Genomic DNA, 23,916 nt, shown 5'->3' with positions numbered 1-23,916 from the left:
GCGCCGGGCTCAGGCGGAGGCGGGCTCGCCCGCCATCTCCAGCACCAGCGCTGTCGCCACGTGGGCATCCAGCGTCAGCAGGCGCTTGCGCATGCAGATCACGGCCTTGTCCTTGCTCAGCAGGATGGCGCGGTGTTGGGCCGCCAGGTCGATGAACTTCTGGTCGTCGGTGTCCTTGCAGACATAGGCCACGCGCGGGGCGATGTCCACGATGCGCGCCTGCGCATCGAAGGCGGCGAGCACCCGCGCGGCATCGACCTGGTAGTAGTCCATGCGGCCCACGATGTGCGGGTAGGCCAGCACGCGTTCGAGCTCGTCGCGCATGACCTGGGTGGCGATCCAGGCCAGGCGGCCTTCGGCCAGCAACTGGCGCAGCGGCACAGTGGCCGGGTCGGAGAAGATCAGCAGGTCCAGCGCGACATTGGTGTCCACCACCACGGGGCGTGCGGGCTCACCCGCTGCGGCTTCGGCCGGCAGGGAGAGTTCAACCCGCATCGCGTGGTCCGTCGCCCGGGGCCTTGCCAGCACGCTCGCGCACTGCACCCTTGACCATGTCGAAGCGGAACATGCGGCACTCGATGGGGCCGTTCCACATGGGTACGCGGCGCGACTCCTTCAGACGCATCTTGCCGGGCAGCTTGAGGTCGGGCGTGAGCATCCACGCGGTCCAGCCGGAGTAGTTCTTCTTCCAGTGCGTCGCCAACTGGGCGAAGAACTCGCCGCCATCGTCGGTGTGCGCGGCCTCGCGGCCCACGCTGGCACCCTGGGCGCGTTCGGCCGCACGCTCATTGGCATTGCGGCCCGCTGCACCGGCGGCGGCAATGCGCTCGCCATAGGGCGGGTTGAGCAGCATGACGCCAGGCTGCTCGCTCGGCGGCATGCGCTGCAGGGCGTCGCCGCCGCGCAGCTGCACGGCATCGGCCACGCCGGCACGCTCGGCATTGCGCTGGGCAAAATCGACCATGCGGTGGGCCACGTCGCTGCCGAAGATGGGCACGGGGCTTTGGCGGATGGCGCTCTCGGCCTCGGCCTGGATGGCCGACCACACATGGCCCTGGAAAGGCAGCAGCTTTTCGAACGCAAAGCGGCGCAGCATGCCGGCCGGGATGCGGCAGGCGATCTGCGCCGCCTCGATGGCGATGGTGCCGCTGCCGCAGCAGGGGTCGTACAGCGGCACGGGCGCGTCACCCAGCGGGTCCCAGCCGCTGGCGGCGATCATCGCGGCGGCCAGGGTTTCCTTGAGCGGGGCATCGCCCTTGTCCTCACGCCAGCCGCGCTTGAACAGCGGCTCGCCCGAGGTGTCGATGTAGACCGTGGCCTCTTCGGTGGTCAGGTGCAGGTGGATGCGCACATCGGGCCACTGGGTGTTCACGTCGGGCCGCACGCCGGTCTTGGCACGGAAGCGGTCGGCCACCGCATCCTTCACGCGCAGGCCGGCGAAGTTCAGGCTCTGCAGCGGGCTGTGCTGGGCCGTGACCTCCACCTTGAAGGTCTGGCGCGTGGTGAACCAGATCTCCCAGGCCACCTCGCTGGCGATACCGTACAGGTCGTTTTCGGAGCGGTAGGGCCGGTGCGCCAGCTGCACCAGCACGCGCTGCGCCAGGCGGCTGTGCAGGTTGAGCAGCAGCGCATGGCGCCACGAAGCGCGCAGCAGCACGCCGCCACGGCCCACGAGCAGGTCCTGGCCCGTGAGGCCGGTGATGGCGTGCACCTCGTCGGCCAGGTAGCCCTCGACACCGGCGGCGCAGGGGAGAAAAAGTTGGAGTTGGTTCATGGCACTGGGCGACAGGATACGCGCTTACGCGGCAGGCGAGGCGGCGCGCGCCAGCAGCAACTGGCGGATGGACTCGGGGATGGGCGCCACCTTGCGGTCGCTGCGGCCGATGAAGACGATGCCGACCTTGCCGCGCGCCACTTCGCGGCCCGAGGTCTTCTCGGTCATGCGAAAGATGAGGTCGAAGCCGTAGCGGTTGAGGTCCTGGGGCGCCATCTCGACGCGCATGGTCTCGCCATGGAAGCCTTCGGACTTGTACTGGGCCACGATGTCGCCCACCACGGTGGACAGGCCGCCCACGTCCGCCTCGGGGTAGCCAAGCGACTGGAAGAAGCGCACGCGCGCCTCGGACACCAGGCTCAGCAGTTGCGCATTGTCCAGGTGCCCGCCCTGGTTGACGTGGCTGATGTAGATCTGCAGCTCGGTGGAAAAGCCGAAATGCGCGGGAAGGTCGAAAACAATGCGGGCCATGGCGCGGGGAAACAGGAAGTCGGGAAAAGGCAGGGAACCGGGGGGCGTTTACGCCCTCCAGGAAAGCCCGCCAAGGGGCATCGGGGGCTGCGAGTGTGCCCCATATGGGTGAGGCATGGCCCCAACGGGCCGCGGGGTGGCAGAAGTCTCTTATGCTCCCGGGATCCCGATTTTACCCGGAGCCCCCATGCATACCCTGCGCTGCAGCCTGATCCTCGCCCTGGTCGTGGCTGCGCTCACGGGCACGGCACATGCCCAGACGCTCTACAAGTCCGTGGACCCGAATGGCAAGGTGGTCTACAGCGACCAGCCTCCCGCGTCCGGTTCGGCGCAAAAGACCATGAAGCTCGAGGCCCCACCCATCAGTGTGGTCCCGGGCAACCCGCTGCCCCCCGCCGCGCCCGGCCAAGCGCCCGCAGAAGCCCCAAAAGCGGCCCAGCCCCGGGGCGAGGTGACGCTCTACATGGCCACTTGGTGCGGGTACTGCAAGGCGGCCAAGGCCTATCTGGGAGGCAAGGGCATTGCCTACCGCGAATTCGATGTGGACACCCCGACCGGCAAGGCTGCCTTTGCGCAGATCGGTGCGCGCGGTGTGCCAGTGCTGCTCACCAATGGCCAGCGGGTGAACGGCTTCAGTACCCAGTCCTACGACGCCGTTTTTGCCAAACGCCCGTAAAAGAGCCCCCATGTTCCGCACCGCCCTCGCTTTGATCGCCTTTTCCCTGTGCCTGCCCGCCCTGGCCGAAGAACTGCGCGTTCCCCTGCCCGGCCACGATGACCTGGTGATCGAGCTGCCCGCGCCGTGGCGCGCCCAAGTCCGCCGCCCGCACGCGGAGTTGCCGCCCTCGGTGGCCATCAGCGGCCTGGACGCCAAGGCCTTGCAGATGCTTATCACGCCCATCTGGCCCGTGGGCAGTGCGCCCAGGGCCCCCACGGCGGAGGAGTTGCGGGCGCTGGTGCGGGCAGGTGCCACCCGGGCCCAACCCAAGGCCGTCGAAAGCTATCTGCCCCTCCAGGAATTGGGCGCCCCGGGCAAGACGGGTTATTACTTCTCGGCCACCGACCGCGCGCCCGAACCCGATGGCTACAAGCACCTGACCCAGGGCGTGCTGGGCATGAACGAGCTGCGCGTGACCTTCACGGTGCTGGTCAACGGCGCTCCCCAGGAGCCCACGGCCCAGGCGCTGGAATTGCTGCGCTCGATGCGGCGTGCGCCCAGACCCGATGCGCGGTGAGCACCAGGCACTGCGACAGGCCATCGAGCGGACTTTCGACGGCAAGGCCTTCCTGCGACCCCTTTTCTACCGATACCCTGGCGGCCTGCGGTTCAGGCTGTCCGAGGGCGGCGCGATCCTGGAACAGTTCCTTTCAGCGCTGGCCACATGTCGGGCCATCTGCAGCGAGATTTTCGACATCGAAGGTTCGCTGACGGCCTGTATACGGGTTGCAGCCGAACCCGGCAGGTTTGCCTACAGAGAGGTCATGGCCGAGCTCAGGGCGGCAGGCGTCCGAATCCCTGCCGCCAGGGTGTTGTGGCAGGGTTCGACCGGGAACCCAACGAAGCACCGGACGAGGAGGATTGGATCCACCTGGCGTTCCAAGCACCGCTGTCGCAGCTCACGGGCCTACTGTGGTGCGCCATGGCAGCCGACTTCGGCAATATCCGCCCTCGCCCCAACTGCTGCATCTACCTCTTCCATCTGGAACACCGCGTCATGGTCTGGCCGTATGACGACCGGGGCATGGACGTGGCGGGCCCGAACCAGGACTTCTTGGCGCAGCTGTACCGCAACCACCAGCCGCACCTGCTCGACCACGACCGAGCCACCATGGACGCGACCTTCGGCCTACCACCGGTCGTCGCCCCATGAACGACATCGCCTGCCACGCGTGCAGCGGCACCTCGCTCGATTCCATCGTGGAGTATGGCAGCTACCTGCTGCGCTGCGCGCACTGCGGCGAAGGCGTGGTCGCCACCTCGTTCATTGCATTTCGCGAGCGAACCGAAACCTTTCAGGCCTACCTGGATCCCGGCGCAGGCAACGCACCTTCGCCAGCGCAACAGATTGCCCAGGGCTCGCTGCACGCCATCCACGGCCAAGTGGGTGCCATCGCTGCAACCGGGCAGCGAGTGCTGCTCGTGCCCCATCCGTCGCCCAACGACACCTCCCGACAAACCCCATGATGCACCCGCAGCTCTCCACCCTCATGATCTATGCGCGCGACATGCAGCGCAGCGCGGGCTTCTACCGCACGCACTTCGGTTTCGAGACCACGGGCGAAGTGGTGGAGGGATTGATCGAGCTGCACGCCCCCGATGGCGGGGCCAGCATCCTGGTCCACCAGGCGGCCAAAAGCGTGAAGCTGGGCCAGGCAGGGGTGAAGCTGTGCTTCCATGTCCCGGACGTGGAGGCCTTCAAGGCCCATGCTCTGTCGCAGGGGCTGGAGTTCGGCCCCACGCACCAGGCCAACGGCTATGCCTTCGCCAACGCCAAGGACCCGGACGGCAATACCGTCAGCATCTCCAGCCGGGCGTTCCGCAAGCCGGCCTGATCAGAGCGCCTTGCGCAGGTTGGCCGGGGCGATCTTGAGCGCCTCGCGGTACTTGGCCACGGTGCGGCGCGCGCACTCGATGCCCTGCTCCTTGAGCATCTCGGCGATCTGGCTGTCCGACAGCGGCTTGGCCGGGCTTTCGGCCGCGACGAACTGCTTGATGAGGGCACGCACGGCCGTGCTCGATGCATTGCCGCCGGTCTCGGTGCCCAGGCCCGAGCCGAAGAAGTACTTGAGCTCGTAGGTGCCGATGGGCGTGGACATGTACTTGGCCGTGGTCACGCGGCTGATGGTGGACTCGTGCAGGCCCAGCTCATCGGCGATGTCGCGCAGCACCAGCGGGCGCATGGCCAACTCGCCATGGGTGAAGAAGCTCTTTTGCCGCTCGACGATGGCACGCGAGACGCGCAGGATGGTGTCGAAGCGCTGCTGGATGTTCTTGATGAACCAGCGCGCCTCCTGCAGGCGCTGCTGCATGGCCTGGTGGCCCTCGCCGCCCTTGTGGCCGCGCAGGGCGCCGGCATAGATGTCGTGCACGCGCAGGCGCGGCATCACGTCGGGGTTCAGGGCCACGATGAAGTTGTGCTGGCCGTCGCGGCCATTGGCACGGCCGGCCTTGCGCACGATGACGTCGGGCACGATGATGTTGCGCTCCACGTCCACGAACTTGCGCCCCGGGCGCGGCTCCAGCCGGGCGATCAGGGCCATGGCGGCGCGCGTGCGCTCCTCGCCGTCGCCGCACAGCTGCGTCAGGCGGCGGATGTCGCGGCGCGCCAGCATCTCCAACGGCTGCTGGCACACGCGCAGCGCGGTCTGCACGGTGTCGGGGTCGGCATCGCTGTCCTCGTCGGCGGCCAGGGCCGCGAGCTGCAAGGTCAGGCATTCGCCCAGGTTGCGGGCGCCCACGCCCACGGGCTCCAGGTTCTGCAGCAGGCGCAGGGCCACGGTGAAGCGGTGCACCAGTTCCTCGATCTGCTCCAGGTCGTCCGGGCCCGCCAGCGCGATGGCCAGCTCTTCCAGGGGCTCTTCGAGGTAGCCGTCGTCGTTGAGCGACTCGATCAGGAAGCGCAGCGCCGCACTGTCCACCTCGGACAGGCGCAGCGACAGCGCCTGGCGGTGCAGGAAGGCGGTGAGAGATTCGTGCGAGCGCGCCAGCTCGGTGGCGTCGGCTTCGTCGCCCTCGGCATCGTTGCGCGTGCGGGCCGGCGCATCGCCGCCCCACTCGGCATCGTTGGGCGACACATCCACGGTGCCGTCACCGCTCCAGTCCGGTTCATCGCTGGCGCTGCTGCCCAGCTCCGCATCGCCCGGGGAGGTGTCGGCCACGGATTCGCTCGATGTATTGCTGCCCGGGGCGTTGGAGTAGACCGCCTCGTCGGAGCTGTAGTCGTCGGACTGCGCCGGCGCATCGGCCGTCTCCACCCCGAATTCCTCGCGCGGCGCCTCATCGGCATTGCGTTCGAGGAACGGGTTTTCGTCGAGCATCTGCTCGACCTCCTGGCCCAGTTCCAGCGTGGACAGCTGCAGCAGCCGGATGGATTGCTGCAGCTGCGGCGTGAGCGCCAGGTGCTGCGATACGCGCAGCGACAGGCCGGGCTTCATCGCACAGCCCCCGGGGGCTGCCGCAAACGCAGGTGCATGGCAAACGTACAGTCCATCGGTCTGCTACATGCGGAAGTGTTCACCCAGGTACACCCGGCGCACTTCGGCGTTGTCGACGATTTCGGAGGGGGTGCCCTGGGCCAGCACGTGGCCGTCGCTGATGATGAAGGCGTGGTCGCAGATGCCCAGCGTCTCGCGCACGTTGTGGTCGGTGATGAGCACGCCGATGCCGCGGGCCTTGAGGAAGCCGATGATGCGCTGGATCTCGATCACCGCAATGGGGTCGATGCCGGCAAAGGGCTCGTCGAGCAGGATGAAGCGCGGCTGCGTGGCCAGCGCGCGGGCGATCTCCACCCGGCGGCGCTCGCCACCAGACAGGGCGAGCGCGGGCGAGGCGCGCAGGTGCTCCACGCGCAGCTCGTTCAGCAGGGCCGTGAGGCGCTCCTCGATCAGCGCACGCGACAGCGGCTGGCCATCGTCACCGCGCTGCAGCTCCAGCACGGCGCGCACGTTCTCCTCGACCGTGAGCTTGCGGAAGATCGAGGCTTCCTGCGGCAGGTAGGACAGGCCCAGGCGCGAGCGCCGGTGGATGGGCATGTGGGCCACCGAATGGCCATCGATGCGGATGTCACCTGCATCGCTGCGCACCAGGCCCACGATCATGTAGAACGAGGTGGTCTTGCCCGCGCCGTTGGGGCCCAGGAGCCCCACGACTTCGCCTTTTTGCACGACCAGCGACACGTCCTTGACGACCTTGCGGCTGCCGTAGGACTTTTCGAGGTGGTGCACCTCCAGCCGGCTTTCCGCCGGGGACGCGGCGACGGTGTTCACGGCAGCCTCGCTCACTTGGCGCCGCCGCCGAGGGTGCTGCTGGGGCGCAGGGTGGTGCCGGAGGCCGGCGCGGCCGGAGCCGCGGCACCGGCCGGGGTTTCCTTGGGCGACAGGATGGCGCGCACGCGGCCGCCGGGCGCCTGGGCATCGCCTGCGGCATTGTTGCCGCTGCGCGGCTTGGCATCCACGGTGAACACATCGGTCAGGTTGTTGTAGACGATGACCTGCCCGGTGATCTCGTCGGTCAGCGTGGATTCACGGAAGCGCCGCAGCTCGGCACGGGTGATGAACTTCACGTTGTCGGCACGGCCGTCGTACTCGATGACCTCGCTCTCGCCTTCGATGAACTCGTCGGGCGCGCCCGGCAACGTGTCACGCTTTTGCCGGAAGAAGGCACGCTTGCCCGGCTCCGCGGTGACCACGCCGAACTGGTAGCCATCGGCGTCCTGGCGCACGTCCAGGCGCGCGCCACGCAGCACGATGGTGCCCTTGGTCATGACCACCCGGCCGGTGAACACGCTGGTCTGCTTGAGCTCATCGTGCCGCAACGCGTCGGCCTCGATGTTCATGGGCTTGTTGCGGTCGGCCTTTTCGGCATGGGCCGCAGTCTGGACAACAGCCAGGGCCGAGAGGAGGAGGATCGGGAGGATGCGGTAGTTCATAGGGCACGAATCTTGCAGATAATTGTAGCCACCCGTGGAGACACACCATGAAAAAAGCCCGCGGATGCGGGCTTTTGGCACATGCAGAAACCAGTCCTGCCAGCAAGCGGTCAGGCTTTGCGGACCGTGCCCACCAGGTGCTCCACCACCTGCAGCACCACCGGCATGCTGCCGGCCATGGTGCCATCGGTGTAGAAGCGGCCGGCCACACCCATCGAAGGCACGCCTTCCACCCCGTAGGAATCCTGCAGCTGCGATGCACGGCGCACCTGGTTGGACACGGTGAACGAGGTGTAGATTTCCTTGAACTTGGCCACGTCCACGCCCTGGGTGGCGACCCAGGCCATGATTTCATCGTCCTTGGCGAGCTTGACCTTCTCGACGTGGATGGCGCGGAAGACCTTGGCATGCAGGTCAGCGACCTTGCCCATGCCTTCGAGCGTGAAATACAGTTTCTGCAGGGGCACGAAGCTGGCGTTGAAGGCCACAGGGATGCGGCGGATGCTCAGGTCCTTGGGGGCGGACTTGATCCAGGCCTCGAGCGTGGGCTCGAAGGCATTGCAATGGGGGCAGGCATACCAGAAGAATTCGATCACATCGACCTTGCCCGCCGGCGCGTCGGGCGTGACGGGCTTGTCGAGCTTGCGGTAGTCCTTGCCCTCCTTGAACTGGCGCGGCTGCGCAAGCGCGGGGGCGGCCACAGGCAGGGTCAGGGCAGATGCAGCCACTGCAGTAGCGGCGGACAGGGAAAACTCGCGGCGTTTCATGAAAGTGACTCTCCTAGGGTCGGGTGTGGGGGTGTGAGCCACGCCCCCGGAAAAAGTTCAGGCAGGCCTGCACTCAGCGCTGCACGCGCACCAGGGCCGACTCGACCCCGGTGGTGTCGAGCTTGTCCTTGAGCTGGGCAGCATCGTCACGCTTGGTGAAGGGGCCGACACGCACGCGGAACACCGTGCGGCCATTCTGCTCGCGCTCGCTCACGCGGGCCTCCCAGCCCAGCATGGCCAGCTTGGCACGCTGCGCATCGGCATCGGCCTGGGTGCGGAAGGCACCGGCCTGCACGAAATAATCGAACGGGTCGGCGCTGTTGCCGGGCGCGGCAGCGGCCTTGGCGGCCGCCAGGTCACCCAGTGGGTCGGCACTGCCGGGTTTGGCGGCAGCCGCTGCGGCCGGCTTGGCCGACGATGCGGCAGCACGCGGGTCGGTGGCCGCAGCCACGGCCGGTGCCGATGCGGTGGGCGCGGGCGCCGGGGCCACCCCCGCCGTGGCAGGTGCCGAAGCCGCAGCTGCGGGCGGGCGCGCCGGGTTCTTGCCGTACAGCGGCGAGTTGGGGTCCCAGTTCTTGTTCTTCTGCGCTTCGGCGGCATCCTGCTCGGTGCCGCGTGCGCCGCCCTTGTTCAGAAAGGGCACGGGCACCTTGGTCACGTACACGGCGACCGCCAGCGCGGCCCCCAGGCCGAAGATCACGCCCACGATAAAGCCGATGATGGTTCCGCCCAGTTGCTTGTTCTTCATGGTAGTGGTTGCTTGCTTACATTCGGGCCGGGGCCGATACACCCAGCACAGCCAGGCCATTGTGCAGTACCTGCGCGGTGGCGGCGACGAGGGCCAGGCGCGCACGCTTGACGGCCTCGTCGTCCACCAAGATGCGCTCGGCATCGTAGTAGCTGTGGTAGCTGGCGGCCAGGTCGCGCAGATAGAAAGTGACGTCGTGCGGTGCCTCGCCATCGGCGGCGGCGGTCAGCATCTCGGGGTACTTGGCCAGCTGCAGCATCAGCGCCTGGGCCTGCGGGCCTTCCAGGGCGGACAGGTCCACGCCCTGGAGCGAGGCCACGTCACCGCCGCCCTGCTCGGCCCAGCTGCGCAGCACCGAGCAGATGCGCGCATGCGCATACTGCACGTAGTACACCGGGTTGTCGTTGTTCTGCGCCACGGCCAGGTCCACGTCGAAGGTGTACTCGGTGTCGGGCTTGCGGCTGAGCAGGAAGAAGCGCACCGCATCCTTGCTGGTCCATTCGATCAGGTCGCGCAGGGTCACGTAGCTGCCCGCGCGCTTGCTGATCTTGACTTCTTCGCCGCCCTTGACCACGCGCACCATGGTGTGCAGCACATAGTCGGGATAGCCCTGTGGAATGCCCACTTCGGCCGCCTGCAGCCCGGCGCGCACGCGCGCGATGGTGCCGTGGTGGTCCGTGCCCTGGATGTTGACGACCTTGGTGTAGCCGCGCTCCCACTTGGCGATGTGGTAGGCCACGTCGGGTACGAAGTAGGTGTAGCTACCGTCCTTCTTGCGCATCACACGGTCCTTGTCGTCACCGTAGTCCGTGCTCTTGAGCCAGAGGGCGCCGTCCTGTTCGTAGGTCTTGCCGTTGGCCACCAGCTTGCCCACGGCAGCCTCGACGCGGCCGCTGGTGTACAGGCTCGATTCCAGGTAGTACTCGTCGAACTTCAGGTTGAAGGCCTGCAGGTCCTTGTCCTGCTCGTTGCGCAGGTAGGCCACGGCGAACTGGCGGATCGACTCCACGTCGTCCACGTCGCCGCTGGCCGTGTACTCGCGGTCGTCGGCCTTGACGGTCTTCTTCGCCAGGAAGTCGTTGGCGATGTCCTGGATGTAGTCGCCGTTGTAGAAGGCCTTGCTGGCCGGGTTGTCGGGGTCGGTAGGCCAGCACTCGTCACCGGGCTTGAAGCCCTTGGCGCGCAGCTGGGTGCTGTGGGTCAGCGTCTGGATCTGCACGCCCGCGTCGTTGTAGTAGAACTCGCGGTGCACATTCCAGCCCTGCGTGGCGAACAGGTTGCAGATGGCATCGCCCAGAGCGGCCTGGCGGCCATGGCCAACATGCAGCGGGCCCGTGGGGTTGGCCGAGACGAATTCGACCAGCACCTTGGCACCGCGGTCGGCCTGGTAGCCGAAGCGCTCGCCGGCGGACAGCACCTCGCGCACCACCTCCTGCTTGGCCGCGGGCTTCAAGCGGATGTTCAGGAAGCCGGGGCCGGCGATCTCGATGGCATCCACCCAGCGCGTGAAGGCGGGCGTGGCTTCGAGCGCGGCCTTGAGCTGCTCGCCCAGCGCGCGCGGATTGAGCTTGAGCGGCTTGGCCAGCTGCATGGCGGCCGTGCAGGCGAAATCGCCATGCGCAGCCACCTTGGGGGATTCGAAGGCCGCCTTGGCGCCCGCGCCAGGGGACAGGGTGTCCAGCTCGGCCGCGAGCGCGGCCAGCAGATCGTGTTTGACAGAGAGCATCCGGGGATTTTACGGGGCGGGCCATGACCGCCCCGAGAAGGTGTCTTGCGCACGCAACCCCCTGCGAATCCGAAGCGCTGCGCAGGCGCAACAGATTGCAAACATTCCTGGCGGCCGGCACGCGCTGTCAGCGCCGCCGGGGGGCCGTACGTTGTAATCGGGCAGTCCGATGCGGATTGCGCACTGGACGCCCTTACCACCGGAGCACTACATCATGAAAAAGCTTCTCTCCCTGACGGCCATGAGCCTGGTCCTTTCGTTCGGCGCAGCGCACGCTGCCGATGCCCCTGCTGCCAAGGCTTCCGCGCCCGCAGCAGCCGCCTCGGCCGCAGCCCCCACCAAGCAGCAGAACAAGATGGCCACCTGCAATGCCGAAGCAGGCGACAAGAAGGGTGACGAGCGCAAGGCCTTCATGAAGACCTGCCTGTCCAACAAGCCTGCCACCCAGCAGGACAAGATGAAGACCTGCAACGCCGAAGCCGCTGGCAAGAAGGGCGACGAGCGCAAGGCCTTCATGAGCGAATGCCTGAAGAAGTGAGTCGCTGAGCGCAGCAGTTCGCCCGCTCACCACGCCAACCCGCCCGGTGGATCCGCCCGGCGGGTTTTCTTTTGTTGCCTACCAGCCCCGGGCCCAGAACACCGCAATGACAGCGACCACTGGAATCACGTGGGCCTGGACCATCACCAGGCGGCGCACCCGGGTCACTTCGCGCGCATCGGGCAGGGAGCCGTCGGCGCGCAGCTGGCGCAGCCAGCGCCGGAAAGCGATGGTCGGAAAGATGGACAGGATGGCGATGGCCACCACCAGCGTGATCTTGATGTGGAACATGGGCTGGGAGATATACCAGGACAGGCCCTTGACGCCCCAGAACACGCGCGCCAGCCCCGTGGCGACCAGCACCATGGCCGATGCACCGTAGATCGCGTCCAGCCGCGCCAGACGCTCCACCACGGCGGCATTGAGCCATTCGATGCGGCACAGCGCGGCCTGGCTCGACAGGAACACCACCAGGGTCAGGATGGCCACTATGTGCAGGGCGGCCAGTACGGCTTCGAGGGTCATCGCGGGTCCTTTTTTGGGTTGGGTAGTTTCGCGGCGATTGTGCGCGAGGAACGGCCCGGCATGAGTAGGCGCCCTTCCTGACCGGTCCCTGGGCCGGCGGTTGCATGCAAAAAAGGGGCTGCCCGTGCAGGCATGCCCCATCTTGCAAAACCATGGCCCGGCAACGGGGCCTGCCAGCGATCAGGCGGCCGTGCGCGCCACGGCGGCCGGCACCACAGGTGCTGACATGGGGATTGCCTCTTCCGGCAGCGGGTGGCCGTCGAGCGCAGCGGTCAGGCGGCAGTAGTCGAGCGCGTTCTCCCAGCGCGAAACCACCACGGTGGCCACCGCATTGCCGATGAAGTTGGTCAGCGAGCGGCATTCGCTCATGAAGCGGTCCACGCCCAGGATCAGCGCCATGCCGGCCACGGGCACCTCGGGCACCACGGCCAGGGTGGCGGCCAGGGTGATGAAGCCCGCGCCCGTGACGCCGGCCGCGCCCTTGGAGCTGAGCATGGCCACGAGCAGCAGGGCGACCTGGTGGCCCAGCGTCAGCTCGGTGTTGGTGGCCTGGGCGATGAACAGCGCGGCCAGGGTCATGTAGATGTTGGTGCCGTCCAGATTGAAGGAGTAGCCCGTGGGCACCACCAGGCCAACCACCGACTTGCTGCAGCCGGCCTTTTCCATCTTTTCCATCAGCGAGGGCAGGGCCGATTCGGAGGACGAGGTGCCCAGCACCAGCATCAGCTCGGCCTTGAGGTAGCGGCACAGCTTGAGCACCGAGAAGCCGCACAGGCGCGACACGAAGCCCAGCACCACCAGCACGAAGAGCAGCGAGGTGATGTAGAACGAGCCCACCAGCCAGGCCAGGTTGACCAGCGAACCCAGGCCGAACTTGCCGATGGTGAAGGCCATGGCGCCGAAGGCGCCCAGGGGCGCGGCCTTCATCACCAGGGCCACGACCTTGAACACCGGGCTGGTCAGCGCTTCGAGGAAGTTCTGCACCGGGCGGCCGGCCTCGCCCACCATGGCCAGGCCGATGCCGAAGAGCACGGCCACCAGCAGCACCTGCAGGATGTTGTCGCCCACGAAGGGGCTGACCAGGGTCTTGGGGATGATGTCCATGGCAAAGCCGGTGAGCGTCATCTCGTGCGACTTGGCCACGTAGGTCTTCACGGCCGTCTGGTCCAGGTCGGCCGGGTTGATGTTCATGCCCGCACCGGGCTGCACCACGTTGGCCACCACCAGGCCGACGATGAGCGCCAGCGTGGAGAAGAACAGGAAGTACGCCATGGCCTTGCCGAACACGCGGCCCACGGTGGACAGCTGCGACATGCCCGCGATGCCGGTGACGATGGTCAAAAAGATCACCGGGGCAATGATCATCTTCACCAGCTTGATGAAGGCATCGCCCAGCGGCTTGAGTGCCTCGCCATAGGCGGGCTCGAAGTGGCCCAGCAGCACGCCCAGGACAATGGCGATCACCACCTGGAAATACAGTTGGCGGTAGAAAGGCAAACGCACCGGTTGGGCGGCCTGGGCAGGAATGGCGTGCATGGGGGACTCCAGAAGTCACGGGAACCGCACCACCGGGGTGCGTCGAGGCTGCCGTTTGTACCGCTGCACGCCGTTTCAGCAGATAGCTAATTGGTAGTAGTCGCTGGCGCCGCCATAGGGAGAACGCCCGCGGACCCTAGTGGAAATACTTATCCCGAGGGAAGCTGCGGCACACTCCCATGCGCACCGCGCCGGTGCGTGCGACCGTTCTCTCCCTGCCGACCGCGCACTGACAACCGCCTGCGGACACCAGTCCCCGCCCCTGCCATGCCCCTGCCCCACCGCCGCAAGTTCTGGACCGTGCTCATCCTGCTCACCGGCATGGCGGCCAGCATGTTCGTGGCCGGGCAATGGGCCTGGCAGCATTCGCTCCACGAAGAAAGTGACAGCGTGCAGCGCCAGTTGGCCCTGTACGGGCAGACGCTCAGCCAGCGCATCGACCGCTACCGCACCCTGCCCGAGGTGCTGGCGCTGGACGCGCAGCTGTACGAGGCGCTGAGCCGGCCGCAAAGCCCGTCCGAGGTGGATGGGCTCAACCGCAAGCTGGAGCGCGCCAATGGCGCCAGCCAGTCCTCCACCCTGACCCTGATCAACCGGGACGGCCTGGCCGTGGCCGCCAGCAACTGGCGCAGCGCCACCAGCAACGTGGGCGTGGACTACAGCTTTCGCCCCTATGTCCAGCAGGCCCTGGCCCAGGGCAGCGGCAGCTTCTACGGCATCGGGGTGACGACGGGCGAGCCCGGCTATTTCCTGTCGCAGGCCATCCGCGACGGCAAGGGCGAGCCGCTGGGCCTGGTGGTGATCAAGATTGCGCTGCAGGAGCTGGAGCGTGAATGGCTGCAGACCGAGGACATCGTGCTCGCGTCCGACGCGCATGGTGTGGTGTTTTTGGCCAGCCAGGATGCCTGGCGCTACCGGTTGCTCGAACCCCTGTCCGACGCCGAACGGCGCGAGCTGGCCGCCACTCGGCAGTACTCGGACCAGCCGCTGCGCCCGCTCACCTACCGGGTGGACGAGCACATGGACAACGGCGGACGCCTGGTACGCATGCAGACGCCCGACCTGCCAGGCCCGCCCGGTCGCCTGCTGTGGCAGACCCAGCCTTTGCCTGGCACCCCGTGGCAGCTGCACCTGGTGCACGCAACCCACAGCAGCGTGGCCGACAGCCGCTGGGCGGCAGCGGCCGGCGGGGGCGGCTGGCTGGCGCTGGCTTTGCTCGTGCTGTTCGTGCGCCAGCGCCAGCGCCTGGCGAACCTGCGCCAGCGCAGCCGGCAGGAGCTGGAGACCGTGCTGCAGCAGCACGCGCAGGAGCTGCGCACCGCGCAGGACGGCATCGTGCAGGCGGCGCAACAGGCAGCGCAACAGACCGACACGGGCCTGTCGCGCAGCCTGGAGCACCTGCCCCAGGGCGTGGTCATCATCGACGCCGGCCTGAACCTCGTGGCCTGGAACTCGCGCTATGTGCAGCTGTTCCGCTACCCCGCCGACCTGATGCAGGTGGGCCGGCCCATCGAGGACCTGCTGCGCCACAACGCCCGCCGCGGCCTGCTGGGCGCGGGGCCGGTGGAGGAGTCCATCGAGCGGCGCCTGTCGCACCTGCGCAGCGGCCTGCCCCACCTGCACGAAAGCGCCAAGGGCGACGGCACGGTGCTGGAGATCCGCGGCAACCCGCTGCCCGAGGGCGGCTTCGTGACGAGCTATGCCGACATCACCAGCTACAAGAACGCCGCGCGCGAGCTGCGTTCGCTGGCCGATGCGCTGGAGCAGCGCGTGGCCGACCGCACCCGCGACCTGGACGCAGCCCGGCGCGAGGCCGAGCAGGCCAATCGCTACAAGACCCGCTTCGTCGCGGCGGCCGTGCATGACCTGCTGCAGCCGCTGAATGCCGCACGCATGTTCACCTCGCTGCTGCGCAGCCACCTGCACGACGATGCCGGCCGGCATGCGGCCGACAGCATCGACGGGGCCCTGGCTGCGCAGGATGCCATCCTCAACAGCCTGCTCGACATCTCGCGCATGGAGTCGGGCCAGCTCGAGGTGCGTATCCACGACGTGGCCCTGGGGCCCTTGCTGCAGGTGCTGGCGCACAACTTCGGCGTACTGGCCGAGAGCCAGGGCCTCACGCTCCATTGCGTGCCCACGCGCCAGGTGGTGCGCACCGACGAGAACCTGCTGCGCCGCATCCTGCAGAACTTCGTCTCCAACGCCATCCGCTACAGCCGGCGCGGGCGCATCGTGGTGGGCTGCCGGCGCATGGGGGACAGCCAGCTGCGCATCGAGGTGCACGACCAGGGGCCGGGCATTCCCGAGGCGCTGCAGCGCGAGATCTTCGAGGAGTTTCGCCGGCTGGACGAGGGCCGCGCCGACGACCGGGGCGCGGGGCTGGGCCTGGCCATCGTGGAGCGCCTGGGCCGCCTGCTGGGCCACCCCATCGGGCTGCGCTCGCAGCTCGGGCGCGGCAGCGTGTTCTGGGTCTGCGTACCCCTGGGCGATGCGGCCGCCGTGCACCCAGCCCCGGCACCTGCGGCCGCGCAGCAGAACCCCGACGACGCGCCGCTGCACGGCAGCAGCGCCTGGGTGATCGAGGACGATGGCCCGACCTGCACCGCCACCCGGGCGCTGCTGGAACGCTGGGGCTGCCAGGTGCCCCTGGCCGGCGGCGCGCCCGAGGCGCTGGACCAGGCCCGGCCCGGCGGGGCACCCCAGCTGGTGCTGCTGGACGTGAACCTGGGGGCCGGCCACCATGGGCCGGACGTCTATGCCGCGCTGTGCCAGCGCTGGGGGCAGTCGCCCGCCGTGATCCTGGTGACGGCCGAGCGCGACGCCACGCTGCGGCGCCAGGCGGCCGAGCGCGGCTGGGGCTTTCTGGCCAAGCCGGTGCGTGCGCCCGCGCTGCGGGCGCTCATGAGCCAGACGCTGCTGCGCCTGCGAGAGGGATGAGCAGGGGCATCAGGCCGAGGCCGCGTCTTCCGTCTCCAGGCTCTTGACCAGCACCGCCGCCTGGGTGCGGCTGTGGCAGGCGAGCTTCTTCAGGATGGCCGTGACATGCACCTTGACGGTGTTCTCGGCAAGGCCCAGTTCGCCCGCGATCTGCTTGTTGAGCAGGCCATCGGCCAGGCACAGCAGCACGCGGAACTGCTGGGGCGTGAGCTGCGCCAGGCGGGCAGCGAGTTGGGCATCGGCCTCGGAGCGCTCGGCCGCCATGGGCGGGAACCAGCTGTCGCCAGCGAGCACGGCCTCGATGGCCGCGCCCATGGCCTCGGCCGGCGCGGACTTGGGGATGAAACCCACGGCACCGAATTGCTGGGCCCGGCGGATCACGCGCGGGTGGTCGTTGGACGAGATGATCACTACCGGCAGCTCCGGGTACTCGCCACGCACGTGCAGCAGGGCCGAGAAGCCGCGCGCGCCGGGCATGCTCAGGTCCAGCAGCACCAGCTCCACCTCGGGGTGCTCCTGCAGCGCCGTGCCCAAGGTGGCCGCGCTGGCGGCCTCCAGCGTGCGGAACTGGGGCAGGCGTTCGCGCAGCACATGCAGCACGGCGGTGCGGAACAGGGGGTGGTCGTCAGCGACCAGGAGCGTGGGCTCGGACATGGGATGTGCAGTCTGCCATGGCCTGGGACGGGCATCCAGGCGCAAGGCCCTGGTCAGGGGGCCGGCATGCCGCGCCAGAAGGCCGGCTGCGCATAGTGGTGCTTGAGGAAGTCGATCCACAGCCGCACGCGCAGCGGCATGTGCTTGCGCTGCGGAAAGACCACGTAGATGCCGTTGGGCGGGGCCGCAAAGTCCGCCAGCACCTCCACCAGGCGGCCGGCGGCGATCTCGGCCTCCACCTCCCAGGTGCTGCGCCAGGCAATGCCGTAACCGGCCAGGCACCAGTCGTGCAGCACCTGCCCGTCGGAGCAGTCGAGCGGCCCGCCGGGCTTGAGGTGCACGACCTCGGTGCCGCCGCCCTCGACCGGCATGCGAAAGGCCCAGCCGCGCGTCTGCGAGGCTTCGCTCGACAGGGTCAGGCAATCGTGCGAGGGCAGCTCGCCCGGGTGGCGCGGCGCCGGGTGGTGCTTGAGGTAGCCGGGCGTGGCCACGCACAGGCGCCGGTTGTCGGCAATGCGCACGCTGACCAGGGACGAATCGGGCAGGTCGCCCACGCGCACGGCGCAGTCGAAGCCTTCGCCCGCCAGGTCGACCACCCGGTCGCTGAGGTTGAGCGAAATGGTTACGTCCGGATGTTCGGCGCGAAAGCGCGGCACCAGGGGCGCCACATGACGCCGGCCAAAGCCCGCAGGGGCCGTGATGCGCAGGTGGCCCGTGGCCTTGACGCCGCCTTCGGACACGCTGGCCTCGGCGTTGGCCACGTCGGACAGCAGGCGCTGGCAGTCCTCCAAAAACGCGCTGCCCTCGTGCGTGAGGCTGATGCGCCGCGTGGTGCGCACCAGGAGCTTGACGCCCAGGTGCTCTTCGAGCGCGTCGAGCCGGCGGCCCATGATGGCCGGCGCGACGCCTTCGGCCTTGGCGGCTGCGGTGAGGCTGCCGCGCGTAGCGACCGAGACAAAGGATTCAAAGGCCTTGAGCTTGTCCATGGCGGAGTCCGGAAGAATAGGGCCGGCGAGGGCTTTACTTTTGCATAAAAGTCATTGGTTTCCAGCTTTTGAGCATATTTATATCGACAAACATTTGCAATACAGTGTGCCCATGGCCTGCAGTGGCGGGCCCTTTCTTTTTTCACATCCAACGCCCAAGGCACTCCCATGACCGACCGCACCACCATCCATGGCCTGCAAGTGGCCACGTCCCTGTTCCGCTTTGTCGAAGACAAGGTGCTGCCCGGCACCGGCGTGGACAGCGCTGCGTTCTGGAAGGGCTTCGACGCCATCGTGGCCGATCTGGCACCGCGCAACATCGCCCTGCTGGCCGAGCGCGACCGCCTGCAGACCGAGCTCGATACCTGGCACCAGGCCAACCCCGGCCCCATCACGGACATGGTGGCTTACCGTGGCTTCCTGGAAAAGATCGGCTACCTGGTGCCCCAGCCCACCGACGTGCAGGCCACCACCGCCAACGTCGACGACGAGCTGGCCACCCAGGCCGGCCCGCAGCTGGTGGTGCCCATCCTCAATGCACGCTACGCCCTGAACGCCGCCAATGCCCGCTGGGGCAGCCTGTACGACGCGCTGTATGGCACCGATGCCATCCCCGAAACCGATGGCGCCGAGAAGGGCAAGGGCTACAACCCCGTGCGCGGCGCCAAGGTGATCGCGTTCGCGCGCCAGGTGCTGGACGACACGGCCCCCCTGGCCAGCGGCTCGCACAAGGACTCGACCGGCTACCGCGTCGAAGGCGGCCAGTTGGTGATCTCGCTGGCCAACGGCAGCAGCACCGGCCTCAAGGACGCCTCGCAGTTCAAGGGCTACCAGGGCGATGCGGCGGCCCCTTCGTCCGTGCTGCTGCAGCACAATGGCCTGCACCTCGACATCCAGATCAACCGCAGCACCCCCATCGGCCAGAGCGACGCTGCCGGCGTGAGCGACCTGGTGCTGGAAGCGGCGCTGTCCACGATTCTCGACCTGGAAGACTCCGTCGCCGCTGTGGATGCCGAAGACAAGGTGCTGGGCTACAGCAACTGGCTGGGCATCATCCAGGCCACGCTGACCGAGCAGGTCGCCAAGGGCGGCAAGACCATCACACGCGGCCTGAACCCCGACCGCGTCTACACGGCCCCCGACGGCAAGGCCGGTGGCGTGCGCCTGCATGGCCGCTCGCTGATGTTCCTGCGCAATGTGGGCCACCTGATGACCAACCCGGCCATCCTGTACACCGACGCCCAGGGCAAGGAGCGCGAGATCCCCGAAGGCATCATGGACGCCGTGGTCACGACCACCATTGCCCTGCACGACCTGCAAGGCCACGGCGCCAACGGCATTCGCAACTCGCGCAAGGGCAGCGTCTACATCGTCAAGCCCAAGATGCACGGCCCCGCCGAGGTCGGCTTTGCCAGCGATCTGTTCGGCCGCGTTGAGCAGTTGCTGGGCCTGCCCGCCGACACCGTGAAGCTGGGCATCATGGACGAGGAGCGCCGCACCAGCGTGAACCTCAAGGCCTGCATCGCCGCGGCCGCCAGCCGCGTGGCCTTCATCAACACCGGCTTCCTGGACCGCACCGGCGACGAGATGCACACCGCCATGCTGGCCGGCCCCATGATCCGCAAGGGCGACATGAAGACCAGCGCCTGGATCCAGTCGTACGAGAAGAACAACGTGCTCGTGGGCCTGTCCTGCGGGCTGCGCGGCAAGGCGCAGATCGGCAAGGGCATGTGGGCCATGCCCGACCTGATGGCCGAGATGCTGAAACAGAAGATCGCCCACCCCAAGGCCGGCGCCAACACCGCCTGGGTGCCCAGCCCCACGGGTGCCACGCTGCACGCGCTGCACTACCACCAGGTCAACGTGGCCGAGATCCAGATCGGCCTGGAAAAGACCGATGTGAACGCCGAGCGCGACAACCTGCTGACCGGCCTGCTCACCGTGCCCGTGACGGCCACCCCCAACTGGACCGATGCCGAGAAGCAGCAGGAGCTGGACAACAACGCCCAGGGCATCCTGGGCTATGTGGTGCGCTGGGTCGACCAGGGCGTGGGCTGCTCCAAGGTGCCCGACATCCACAACGTGGGCCTGATGGAAGACCGCGCCACGCTGCGCATCAGCAGCCAGCACATGGCCAACTGGCTGCGCCATGGCGTGGTGACCGAGGCCCAGGTCAAGGAGACCTTCGAACGCATGGCCGCCGTGGTGGACGGCCAGAACGCCGGCGACCCGCTGTACCAGCCCATGGCCGGCCGCTTCGGCACCAGCATGGCCTACCAGGCCGCCTGCGACCTGGTCTTCAAGGGCATGGCCCAGCCCAGCGGCTACACCGAGCCGCTGCTGCACGCCTGGCGCCTGAAGCTCAAGGCCGCAGCCTGACGCCCGGGTTCGAGCGGCCCCTCCCCTGCACAGATGGATCGATCCCCCGGATCCTTCCTCCTCCAGCGGCACCTCCGGGTGCCGTTTTTTTGTCCTCTGGCCGCGGTGCAAAGGCCCTCACCCTGGCCCCTGGCTCCAAGAGGCGGCACAATGGGGCGAGCGCGCCGCGAGCATGGCGCCCGTGCAGGGTGCGCCCCGCAGCGCCCGCCCCATGATGACCGCCCCACCGACGTCCTCCGCCTTGCAGTGCCCCTTGTGCGGGCAGGCAAACCAATGCGCCATGGCGGCTGGGCAGGCACCAGAAACCTGCTGGTGCATGGCCACCCCGGTGGCACCCGAGGCCCTGGCCCAGATCCCGGTGGCGGCCCGCGGCAAGGTGTGCATCTGCCCCCTGTGTGCGCAGCCGCGGCCGGTACCAGACAGCCGGGAGGGCGTGGCGGCGGGTCCGGCGCCGATATGATTTCCCCTTTCCCGCGGTCCCTCGTGGTCCGTTTTTGTCTTTGCACTAGCTTCAGGAGTCCCGCATGCCCACTTACCACGTCGAAATGATGGAAGGCCGTACCGTCGAACAAAAGCGCAAGCTCGTCGAAGAGATCACCCGTGTCTCCGTCGAGGTGCTGGGCGGTTCGCCCGAATCGGTGGACATCCTGATCACCGACATCAAGCGCGAGAACTGGGCCACCGGCGGCAAGCTGTGGTCCGAGCGGAGCTGATGGCCCGCTGAGACGCCTGCCAGACCCATGAGCGCACAGCCCTCTTCCGGCTCCCTCGCCGCCCTGCGCGAACGCCATGGCGAGCGCTACCGCTGGCTGCTGCTGCTCTCGGTGATGGTGGGCACGATGGCGTCGATCATGTCCTCGACCATCGTGAATGTGGCGATTCCGGACATGAGCCACTATTTCACCCTGGGGCAGGAGCGCGCCCAGTGGGTGACCTCGGGCTTCATGGTGGCGACCACGGTCTCCATGCTGACCACGCCCTGGCTGCTGTCGCGCTATGGCTACCGCGCCACCTATGTCGGCGCCATGCTGCTGCTGCTGGCGGGCGGCATCGGCGGCGGGCTGGCGCGCGATTTCGGCCTGGTGCTGGTGGCGCGCGTAGCCGAGGGCCTGGCCGCCGGGGTGGTGCAGCCCATTCCCGCCGTGATCATTCTCTACGCCTTCCAACCCCACGAGCAGGGCCGCGCCAGCGGTGTCTTCGGCATGGGCGTGGTCCTGGCACCAGCCATCGGCCCCAGCATCGGCGGCCTGCTGGTCGATTGGTTCGGCTGGCGCTCGATCTTCTTCATGGTAGTGCCGCTGTGCCTGGCCTCGATCTGGCTGGCCTACAAGTTCGTACCGGTCACCGCACCGGGCGGCGTGGCCGCCAACCGCAACGGCGAGGCCCTGGACTGGCGCGGCCTCGCACTGGGCACGGTGGGCACGCTGTGCCTGCTCAATGGCCTTGTCGCACTGCATGGCGGCACCCTGCCCGAGGCCATCATGCTCCTGGCAGGGGCAGTCGTGGCCACGGGCCTGTTCATCGGCTGGCAGCGCCGGCAGATCCTGCAGGGGCGCAAGCCGCTGATGGACCTGCGCCTGTTCCAGTACCGGCAGTTCGCCATGGGCAGCGTCGTGGCCTTCATCTACGGCACGGCGCTGTTCGGCTCGACCTACCTGCTGCCGGTGTTCATGCAGTTGGGCTTGCAGCTGTCGGCCTCGCACGTGGGCACCATCATGCTGCCGGCAGGCTTTGTACTGGCCATCACCATCGCCATGGTGGGCCGCCTGGCCGACCGCCAGCCCACGCACCTGCTGGTGAGCATTGGCCTGGCGCTGCTGGCGCTGTCCTTCGGCCTCATGGTGGTGGTGGGCCTGGGGTCTCCGCTGTGGATGCTGGTGGTGTTCGCCATCCTCGGCCGCATCGGCCTGGGCTTCATCCTGCCCTCGCTGAACCTGGGCGCCATGCGGCCGCTGGACAAGTCGCTGATCTCGCAAGGCTCCAGCACCATCGGCTTCCTGCGCATGCTCGGTGGCGCAGCCGGGGTGAGCCTGTGCGGCATCGTGCTGGAGTGGCGCATGGGGGCGCATGGTGCGTCCCTGGCCACGGGGGTCAGCAACCCGGCGCGCATCGCGGCCTTTGGCGAGACCTTTCTGATGTTGACCGCCCTGTGTGCACTGGCCATGGTGGCTGCGTGGCAACTGCGCCAGGCGCCTACCGCTGCGCGACCGGAATCCGACCCGCCCGGCTGAGGTCCGGTATCCTTGCAGGCATGTGCCAATTGCTTGGAATGAACTGCAACACCCCGACGGACGTGACCTTCAGCTTCACGGGGTTTGCGCAGCGCGGGGGCAACACGGGGGACCATGCCGATGGCTGGGGCATCGCCTTCTTCGAGGACCGGGGCCTGCGGCATTTCGTGGACCACCTGCCGGCCGTGGATTCGCCGGTGGCCGAGCTGATACGCCGCTACCCCATCAAGAGCCGCAACGTCATCGCCCACATCCGCAAGGCCACGCAGGGCCTGGTGAGCCTGCAGAACTGCCATCCCTTCGTGCGCGAGCTGTGGGGGCGCTACTGGGTGTTCGCGCACAACGGCGACCTCAAGGATTTTCGCCCGCGCCTGCATGCGCATTTCCACCCGGTAGGCGATACCGACAGCGAGCATGCGTTCTGCTGGATCATGCAGGAGCTGGCCAAGTCCCATGCCAGCGTGCCCAGCATTGCCGAGCTGACGATCACCCTGAAGGAACTGGCCGCGCGCATCGCGCCGCACGGCACCTTCAACTTCCTGCTCTCCAATGGGCAGGCGCTGTGGGCCCATGCGTCCACCAACCTGTACTACATCGAGCGCAAGCACCCGTTCAGCGAAGCGCAACTGTCCGACGAGGACGTGCGCATCGACTTCGCCACCCAGACCACCGCCAGCGACCGCGTGGCCATCGTCGTCACGGCCCCGCTCACGGTCAATGAGGAGTGGACTGCCTTCGGCAAAGGCGAGCTGCTGGTCTTCGTGGATGGGCAGCGCCAAGGCTGCTGACCACCGGCAGGTAGTGGCGGGACGCGGGTGCTGCGTCCAATATCATCTGAAAAGGGGCTGCGGCCCCTTGTTTGCGAGCACGAGCACGAGCACGGGCACGGGTGAGGCACGGTTTTAGCACCCCAAAAACAAAACCCCTCAGTTCAAACGAACTGAGGGGTTTTGAGGGCTGTAAGAGCCTGACGATGACCTACTTTCACACGGG

Annotated in this window: 25 protein-coding genes; 12 read left to right on the top strand and 13 right to left on the bottom strand. The window is 67.9% G+C overall.

What is annotated here, in order from left to right:
• Window positions 1-9: 9 nt before the first annotated feature.
• From AC07X5_RS16045 to AC07X5_RS16035, 3 genes are read right to left on the bottom strand one after another with little or no spacing between them, the layout of a single operon-like run.
• Window positions 10-495, bottom strand: a complete 486-nt coding sequence (locus AC07X5_RS16045; RefSeq protein WP_409959848.1) for a putative toxin-antitoxin system toxin component, PIN family — start codon at window positions 493-495, stop codon at window positions 10-12.
• The gene (locus AC07X5_RS16040) at window positions 485-1,774 is read right to left on the bottom strand and encodes a THUMP domain-containing class I SAM-dependent RNA methyltransferase (protein ID WP_494770981.1); all 1,290 of its coding nucleotides are present in this window, start codon (window positions 1,772-1,774) and stop codon (window positions 485-487) included. The genes AC07X5_RS16045 and AC07X5_RS16040 overlap by 11 nt, the downstream gene beginning before the upstream one ends.
• A 24-nt stretch (window positions 1,775-1,798) precedes the next feature.
• The gene (locus AC07X5_RS16035; protein WP_409959852.1) at window positions 1,799-2,245 is read right to left on the bottom strand and encodes an acyl-CoA thioesterase; all 447 of its coding nucleotides are present in this window, start codon (window positions 2,243-2,245) and stop codon (window positions 1,799-1,801) included.
• A 187-nt stretch (window positions 2,246-2,432) separates the two neighbouring features.
• On the opposite strand from AC07X5_RS16035, the gene AC07X5_RS16030 reads away from it, so the two are divergent.
• The 5 genes from AC07X5_RS16030 (at window position 2,433) to AC07X5_RS16010 (ending at window position 4,798) form a co-directional block, all read left to right on the top strand.
• Entirely contained in the window at window positions 2,433-2,921 is a 489-nt protein-coding gene (locus AC07X5_RS16030) for a glutaredoxin domain-containing protein (protein ID WP_494770980.1), read from the top strand.
• Window positions 2,922-2,931: 10 nt separating this feature from the next.
• Entirely contained in the window at window positions 2,932-3,480 is a 549-nt protein-coding gene (locus tag AC07X5_RS16025) for a hypothetical protein (protein WP_494770979.1), read from the top strand.
• A 147-nt stretch (window positions 3,481-3,627) separates the two neighbouring features.
• On the top strand, window positions 3,628-4,116 hold the full coding sequence (locus AC07X5_RS16020; protein WP_494770978.1) for a DUF3885 domain-containing protein: 489 nt from the start codon (window positions 3,628-3,630) through the stop codon (window positions 4,114-4,116).
• Entirely contained in the window at window positions 4,113-4,430 is a 318-nt protein-coding gene (locus tag AC07X5_RS16015) for a hypothetical protein (RefSeq protein WP_494770977.1), read from the top strand. Before AC07X5_RS16020 ends, AC07X5_RS16015 begins: the two co-directional genes overlap by 4 nt.
• Window positions 4,427-4,798, top strand: a complete 372-nt coding sequence (locus AC07X5_RS16010) for a VOC family protein (RefSeq protein WP_494770976.1) — start codon at window positions 4,427-4,429, stop codon at window positions 4,796-4,798. The genes AC07X5_RS16015 and AC07X5_RS16010 overlap by 4 nt, the downstream gene beginning before the upstream one ends.
• On the opposite strand, the gene AC07X5_RS16005 is transcribed toward AC07X5_RS16010, so the two are convergent.
• From AC07X5_RS16005 to argS, 6 genes are all read right to left on the bottom strand, one after another.
• Window positions 4,799-6,400 carry an RNA polymerase factor sigma-54 gene (locus AC07X5_RS16005; RefSeq protein ID WP_494770975.1) on the bottom strand — a complete coding sequence of 534 codons (1,602 nt, stop codon included), beginning with the start codon at window positions 6,398-6,400 and terminating at the stop codon, window positions 4,799-4,801.
• A gap of 63 nt (window positions 6,401-6,463) precedes the next feature.
• Window positions 6,464-7,231 (bottom strand): LPS export ABC transporter ATP-binding protein, encoded by a 768-nt coding sequence (gene lptB, locus AC07X5_RS16000; protein WP_409959862.1) that lies wholly within the window; start codon window positions 7,229-7,231, stop codon window positions 6,464-6,466.
• Window positions 7,232-7,242: 11 nt separating this feature from the next.
• Window positions 7,243-7,893, bottom strand: coding sequence for a lipopolysaccharide transport periplasmic protein LptA (lptA, locus tag AC07X5_RS15995; protein WP_494770974.1), 651 nt, complete (start codon window positions 7,891-7,893; stop codon window positions 7,243-7,245).
• 110 nt (window positions 7,894-8,003) lie between these two features.
• Window positions 8,004-8,660 (bottom strand): thiol:disulfide interchange protein DsbA/DsbL, encoded by a 657-nt coding sequence (locus AC07X5_RS15990; protein WP_494770973.1) that lies wholly within the window; start codon window positions 8,658-8,660, stop codon window positions 8,004-8,006.
• 73 nt (window positions 8,661-8,733) lie between these two features.
• Complete coding sequence (locus AC07X5_RS15985; RefSeq protein WP_494770972.1) at window positions 8,734-9,408, bottom strand: SPOR domain-containing protein; 675 nt, start codon at window positions 9,406-9,408, stop codon at window positions 8,734-8,736.
• A 16-nt stretch (window positions 9,409-9,424) separates the two neighbouring features.
• Window positions 9,425-11,134, bottom strand: coding sequence for an arginine--tRNA ligase (gene argS / locus AC07X5_RS15980; protein ID WP_494770971.1), 1,710 nt, complete (start codon window positions 11,132-11,134; stop codon window positions 9,425-9,427).
• 214 nt (window positions 11,135-11,348) lie between these two features.
• On the opposite strand from argS, the gene AC07X5_RS15975 reads away from it, so the two are divergent.
• The gene (locus AC07X5_RS15975; RefSeq protein WP_409959872.1) at window positions 11,349-11,672 is read left to right on the top strand and encodes a PsiF family protein; all 324 of its coding nucleotides are present in this window, start codon (window positions 11,349-11,351) and stop codon (window positions 11,670-11,672) included.
• A gap of 78 nt (window positions 11,673-11,750) precedes the next feature.
• Here the strand turns inward: AC07X5_RS15975 and AC07X5_RS15970 are convergent, their stop codons facing one another.
• Both AC07X5_RS15970 and AC07X5_RS15965 read right to left on the bottom strand, forming a co-directional pair.
• On the bottom strand, window positions 11,751-12,197 hold the full coding sequence (locus AC07X5_RS15970) for a DUF2214 family protein (RefSeq protein WP_409959874.1): 447 nt from the start codon (window positions 12,195-12,197) through the stop codon (window positions 11,751-11,753).
• A gap of 180 nt (window positions 12,198-12,377) precedes the next feature.
• Window positions 12,378-13,733 carry a dicarboxylate/amino acid:cation symporter gene (locus AC07X5_RS15965; RefSeq protein WP_494770970.1) on the bottom strand — a complete coding sequence of 452 codons (1,356 nt, stop codon included), beginning with the start codon at window positions 13,731-13,733 and terminating at the stop codon, window positions 12,378-12,380.
• Window positions 13,734-14,000: 267 nt separating this feature from the next.
• Here AC07X5_RS15965 and AC07X5_RS15960 point away from each other — a divergent pair, with 267 nt between their 5' ends.
• A complete protein-coding gene (locus AC07X5_RS15960; protein WP_494770969.1) occupies window positions 14,001-16,673 on the top strand; it encodes a hybrid sensor histidine kinase/response regulator in 2,673 nt (890 codons plus the stop codon).
• 9 nt (window positions 16,674-16,682) lie between these two features.
• Here the strand turns inward: AC07X5_RS15960 and AC07X5_RS15955 are convergent, their stop codons facing one another.
• Entirely contained in the window at window positions 16,683-17,327 is a 645-nt protein-coding gene (locus AC07X5_RS15955; RefSeq protein WP_494770968.1) for a LuxR C-terminal-related transcriptional regulator, read from the bottom strand.
• A 53-nt stretch (window positions 17,328-17,380) separates the two neighbouring features.
• On the bottom strand, window positions 17,381-18,313 hold the full coding sequence (locus AC07X5_RS15950; protein WP_494770967.1) for a LysR family transcriptional regulator: 933 nt from the start codon (window positions 18,311-18,313) through the stop codon (window positions 17,381-17,383).
• Between the two features lie 168 nt (window positions 18,314-18,481).
• Here AC07X5_RS15950 and AC07X5_RS15945 point away from each other — a divergent pair, with 168 nt between their 5' ends.
• The 5 genes from AC07X5_RS15945 (at window position 18,482) to AC07X5_RS15925 (ending at window position 23,711) form a co-directional block, all read left to right on the top strand.
• Complete coding sequence (locus tag AC07X5_RS15945; protein ID WP_494770966.1) at window positions 18,482-20,692, top strand: malate synthase G; 2,211 nt, start codon at window positions 18,482-18,484, stop codon at window positions 20,690-20,692.
• A gap of 172 nt (window positions 20,693-20,864) precedes the next feature.
• The gene (locus AC07X5_RS15940; protein WP_494770965.1) at window positions 20,865-21,152 is read left to right on the top strand and encodes a cysteine-rich CWC family protein; all 288 of its coding nucleotides are present in this window, start codon (window positions 20,865-20,867) and stop codon (window positions 21,150-21,152) included.
• Window positions 21,153-21,216: 64 nt separating this feature from the next.
• A complete protein-coding gene (locus tag AC07X5_RS15935; protein WP_012202595.1) occupies window positions 21,217-21,405 on the top strand; it encodes a 4-oxalocrotonate tautomerase in 189 nt (62 codons plus the stop codon).
• A 27-nt stretch (window positions 21,406-21,432) separates the two neighbouring features.
• Complete coding sequence (locus AC07X5_RS15930; RefSeq protein ID WP_494770964.1) at window positions 21,433-22,923, top strand: DHA2 family efflux MFS transporter permease subunit; 1,491 nt, start codon at window positions 21,433-21,435, stop codon at window positions 22,921-22,923.
• Between the two features lie 20 nt (window positions 22,924-22,943).
• On the top strand, window positions 22,944-23,711 hold the full coding sequence (locus AC07X5_RS15925; protein WP_409959890.1) for a class II glutamine amidotransferase: 768 nt from the start codon (window positions 22,944-22,946) through the stop codon (window positions 23,709-23,711).
• Window positions 23,712-23,916: the final 205 nt, after the last annotated feature.

The sequence above is a fragment of the Acidovorax sp. GW458-11-26-14-TSB4 genome (assembly GCF_059423865.1).
Note: the sequence above shows the minus strand (reverse complement) of the source record. Positions and strands in the feature narration are given on the sequence as shown.

Excerpts from the sequence above, each read along its gene's own strand:
- AC07X5_RS16045 (WP_409959848.1), bottom strand. The coding sequence starts at position 495 with ATGCGGGTTGAACTCTCCCTGCCGGCCGAAGCCGCAGCGGGTGAGCCC.
- AC07X5_RS16040 (WP_494770981.1), bottom strand. The coding sequence starts at position 1,774 with ATGAACCAACTCCAACTTTTTCTCCCCTGCGCCGCCGGTGTCGAGGGC.
- AC07X5_RS16035 (WP_409959852.1), bottom strand. The coding sequence starts at position 2,245 with ATGGCCCGCATTGTTTTCGACCTTCCCGCGCATTTCGGCTTTTCCACC.
- AC07X5_RS16030 (WP_494770980.1), top strand. The coding sequence starts at position 2,433 with ATGCATACCCTGCGCTGCAGCCTGATCCTCGCCCTGGTCGTGGCTGCG.
- AC07X5_RS16025 (WP_494770979.1), top strand. The coding sequence starts at position 2,932 with ATGTTCCGCACCGCCCTCGCTTTGATCGCCTTTTCCCTGTGCCTGCCC.
- AC07X5_RS16020 (WP_494770978.1), top strand. The coding sequence starts at position 3,628 with ATGTCGGGCCATCTGCAGCGAGATTTTCGACATCGAAGGTTCGCTGAC.
- AC07X5_RS16015 (WP_494770977.1), top strand. The coding sequence starts at position 4,113 with ATGAACGACATCGCCTGCCACGCGTGCAGCGGCACCTCGCTCGATTCC.
- AC07X5_RS16010 (WP_494770976.1), top strand. The coding sequence starts at position 4,427 with ATGATGCACCCGCAGCTCTCCACCCTCATGATCTATGCGCGCGACATG.
- AC07X5_RS16005 (WP_494770975.1), bottom strand. The coding sequence starts at position 6,400 with ATGAAGCCCGGCCTGTCGCTGCGCGTATCGCAGCACCTGGCGCTCACG.
- lptA (WP_494770974.1), bottom strand. The coding sequence starts at position 7,893 with ATGAACTACCGCATCCTCCCGATCCTCCTCCTCTCGGCCCTGGCTGTT.
- AC07X5_RS15990 (WP_494770973.1), bottom strand. The coding sequence starts at position 8,660 with ATGAAACGCCGCGAGTTTTCCCTGTCCGCCGCTACTGCAGTGGCTGCA.
- AC07X5_RS15985 (WP_494770972.1), bottom strand. The coding sequence starts at position 9,408 with ATGAAGAACAAGCAACTGGGCGGAACCATCATCGGCTTTATCGTGGGC.
- argS (WP_494770971.1), bottom strand. The coding sequence starts at position 11,134 with ATGCTCTCTGTCAAACACGATCTGCTGGCCGCGCTCGCGGCCGAGCTG.
- AC07X5_RS15975 (WP_409959872.1), top strand. The coding sequence starts at position 11,349 with ATGAAAAAGCTTCTCTCCCTGACGGCCATGAGCCTGGTCCTTTCGTTC.
- AC07X5_RS15970 (WP_409959874.1), bottom strand. The coding sequence starts at position 12,197 with ATGACCCTCGAAGCCGTACTGGCCGCCCTGCACATAGTGGCCATCCTG.
- AC07X5_RS15965 (WP_494770970.1), bottom strand. The coding sequence starts at position 13,733 with ATGCACGCCATTCCTGCCCAGGCCGCCCAACCGGTGCGTTTGCCTTTC.
- AC07X5_RS15960 (WP_494770969.1), top strand. The coding sequence starts at position 14,001 with ATGCCCCTGCCCCACCGCCGCAAGTTCTGGACCGTGCTCATCCTGCTC.
- AC07X5_RS15955 (WP_494770968.1), bottom strand. The coding sequence starts at position 17,327 with ATGTCCGAGCCCACGCTCCTGGTCGCTGACGACCACCCCCTGTTCCGC.
- AC07X5_RS15950 (WP_494770967.1), bottom strand. The coding sequence starts at position 18,313 with ATGGACAAGCTCAAGGCCTTTGAATCCTTTGTCTCGGTCGCTACGCGC.
- AC07X5_RS15945 (WP_494770966.1), top strand. The coding sequence starts at position 18,482 with ATGACCGACCGCACCACCATCCATGGCCTGCAAGTGGCCACGTCCCTG.
- AC07X5_RS15940 (WP_494770965.1), top strand. The coding sequence starts at position 20,865 with ATGGCGCCCGTGCAGGGTGCGCCCCGCAGCGCCCGCCCCATGATGACC.
- AC07X5_RS15935 (WP_012202595.1), top strand. The coding sequence starts at position 21,217 with ATGCCCACTTACCACGTCGAAATGATGGAAGGCCGTACCGTCGAACAA.
- AC07X5_RS15930 (WP_494770964.1), top strand. The coding sequence starts at position 21,433 with ATGAGCGCACAGCCCTCTTCCGGCTCCCTCGCCGCCCTGCGCGAACGC.
- AC07X5_RS15925 (WP_409959890.1), top strand. The coding sequence starts at position 22,944 with ATGTGCCAATTGCTTGGAATGAACTGCAACACCCCGACGGACGTGACC.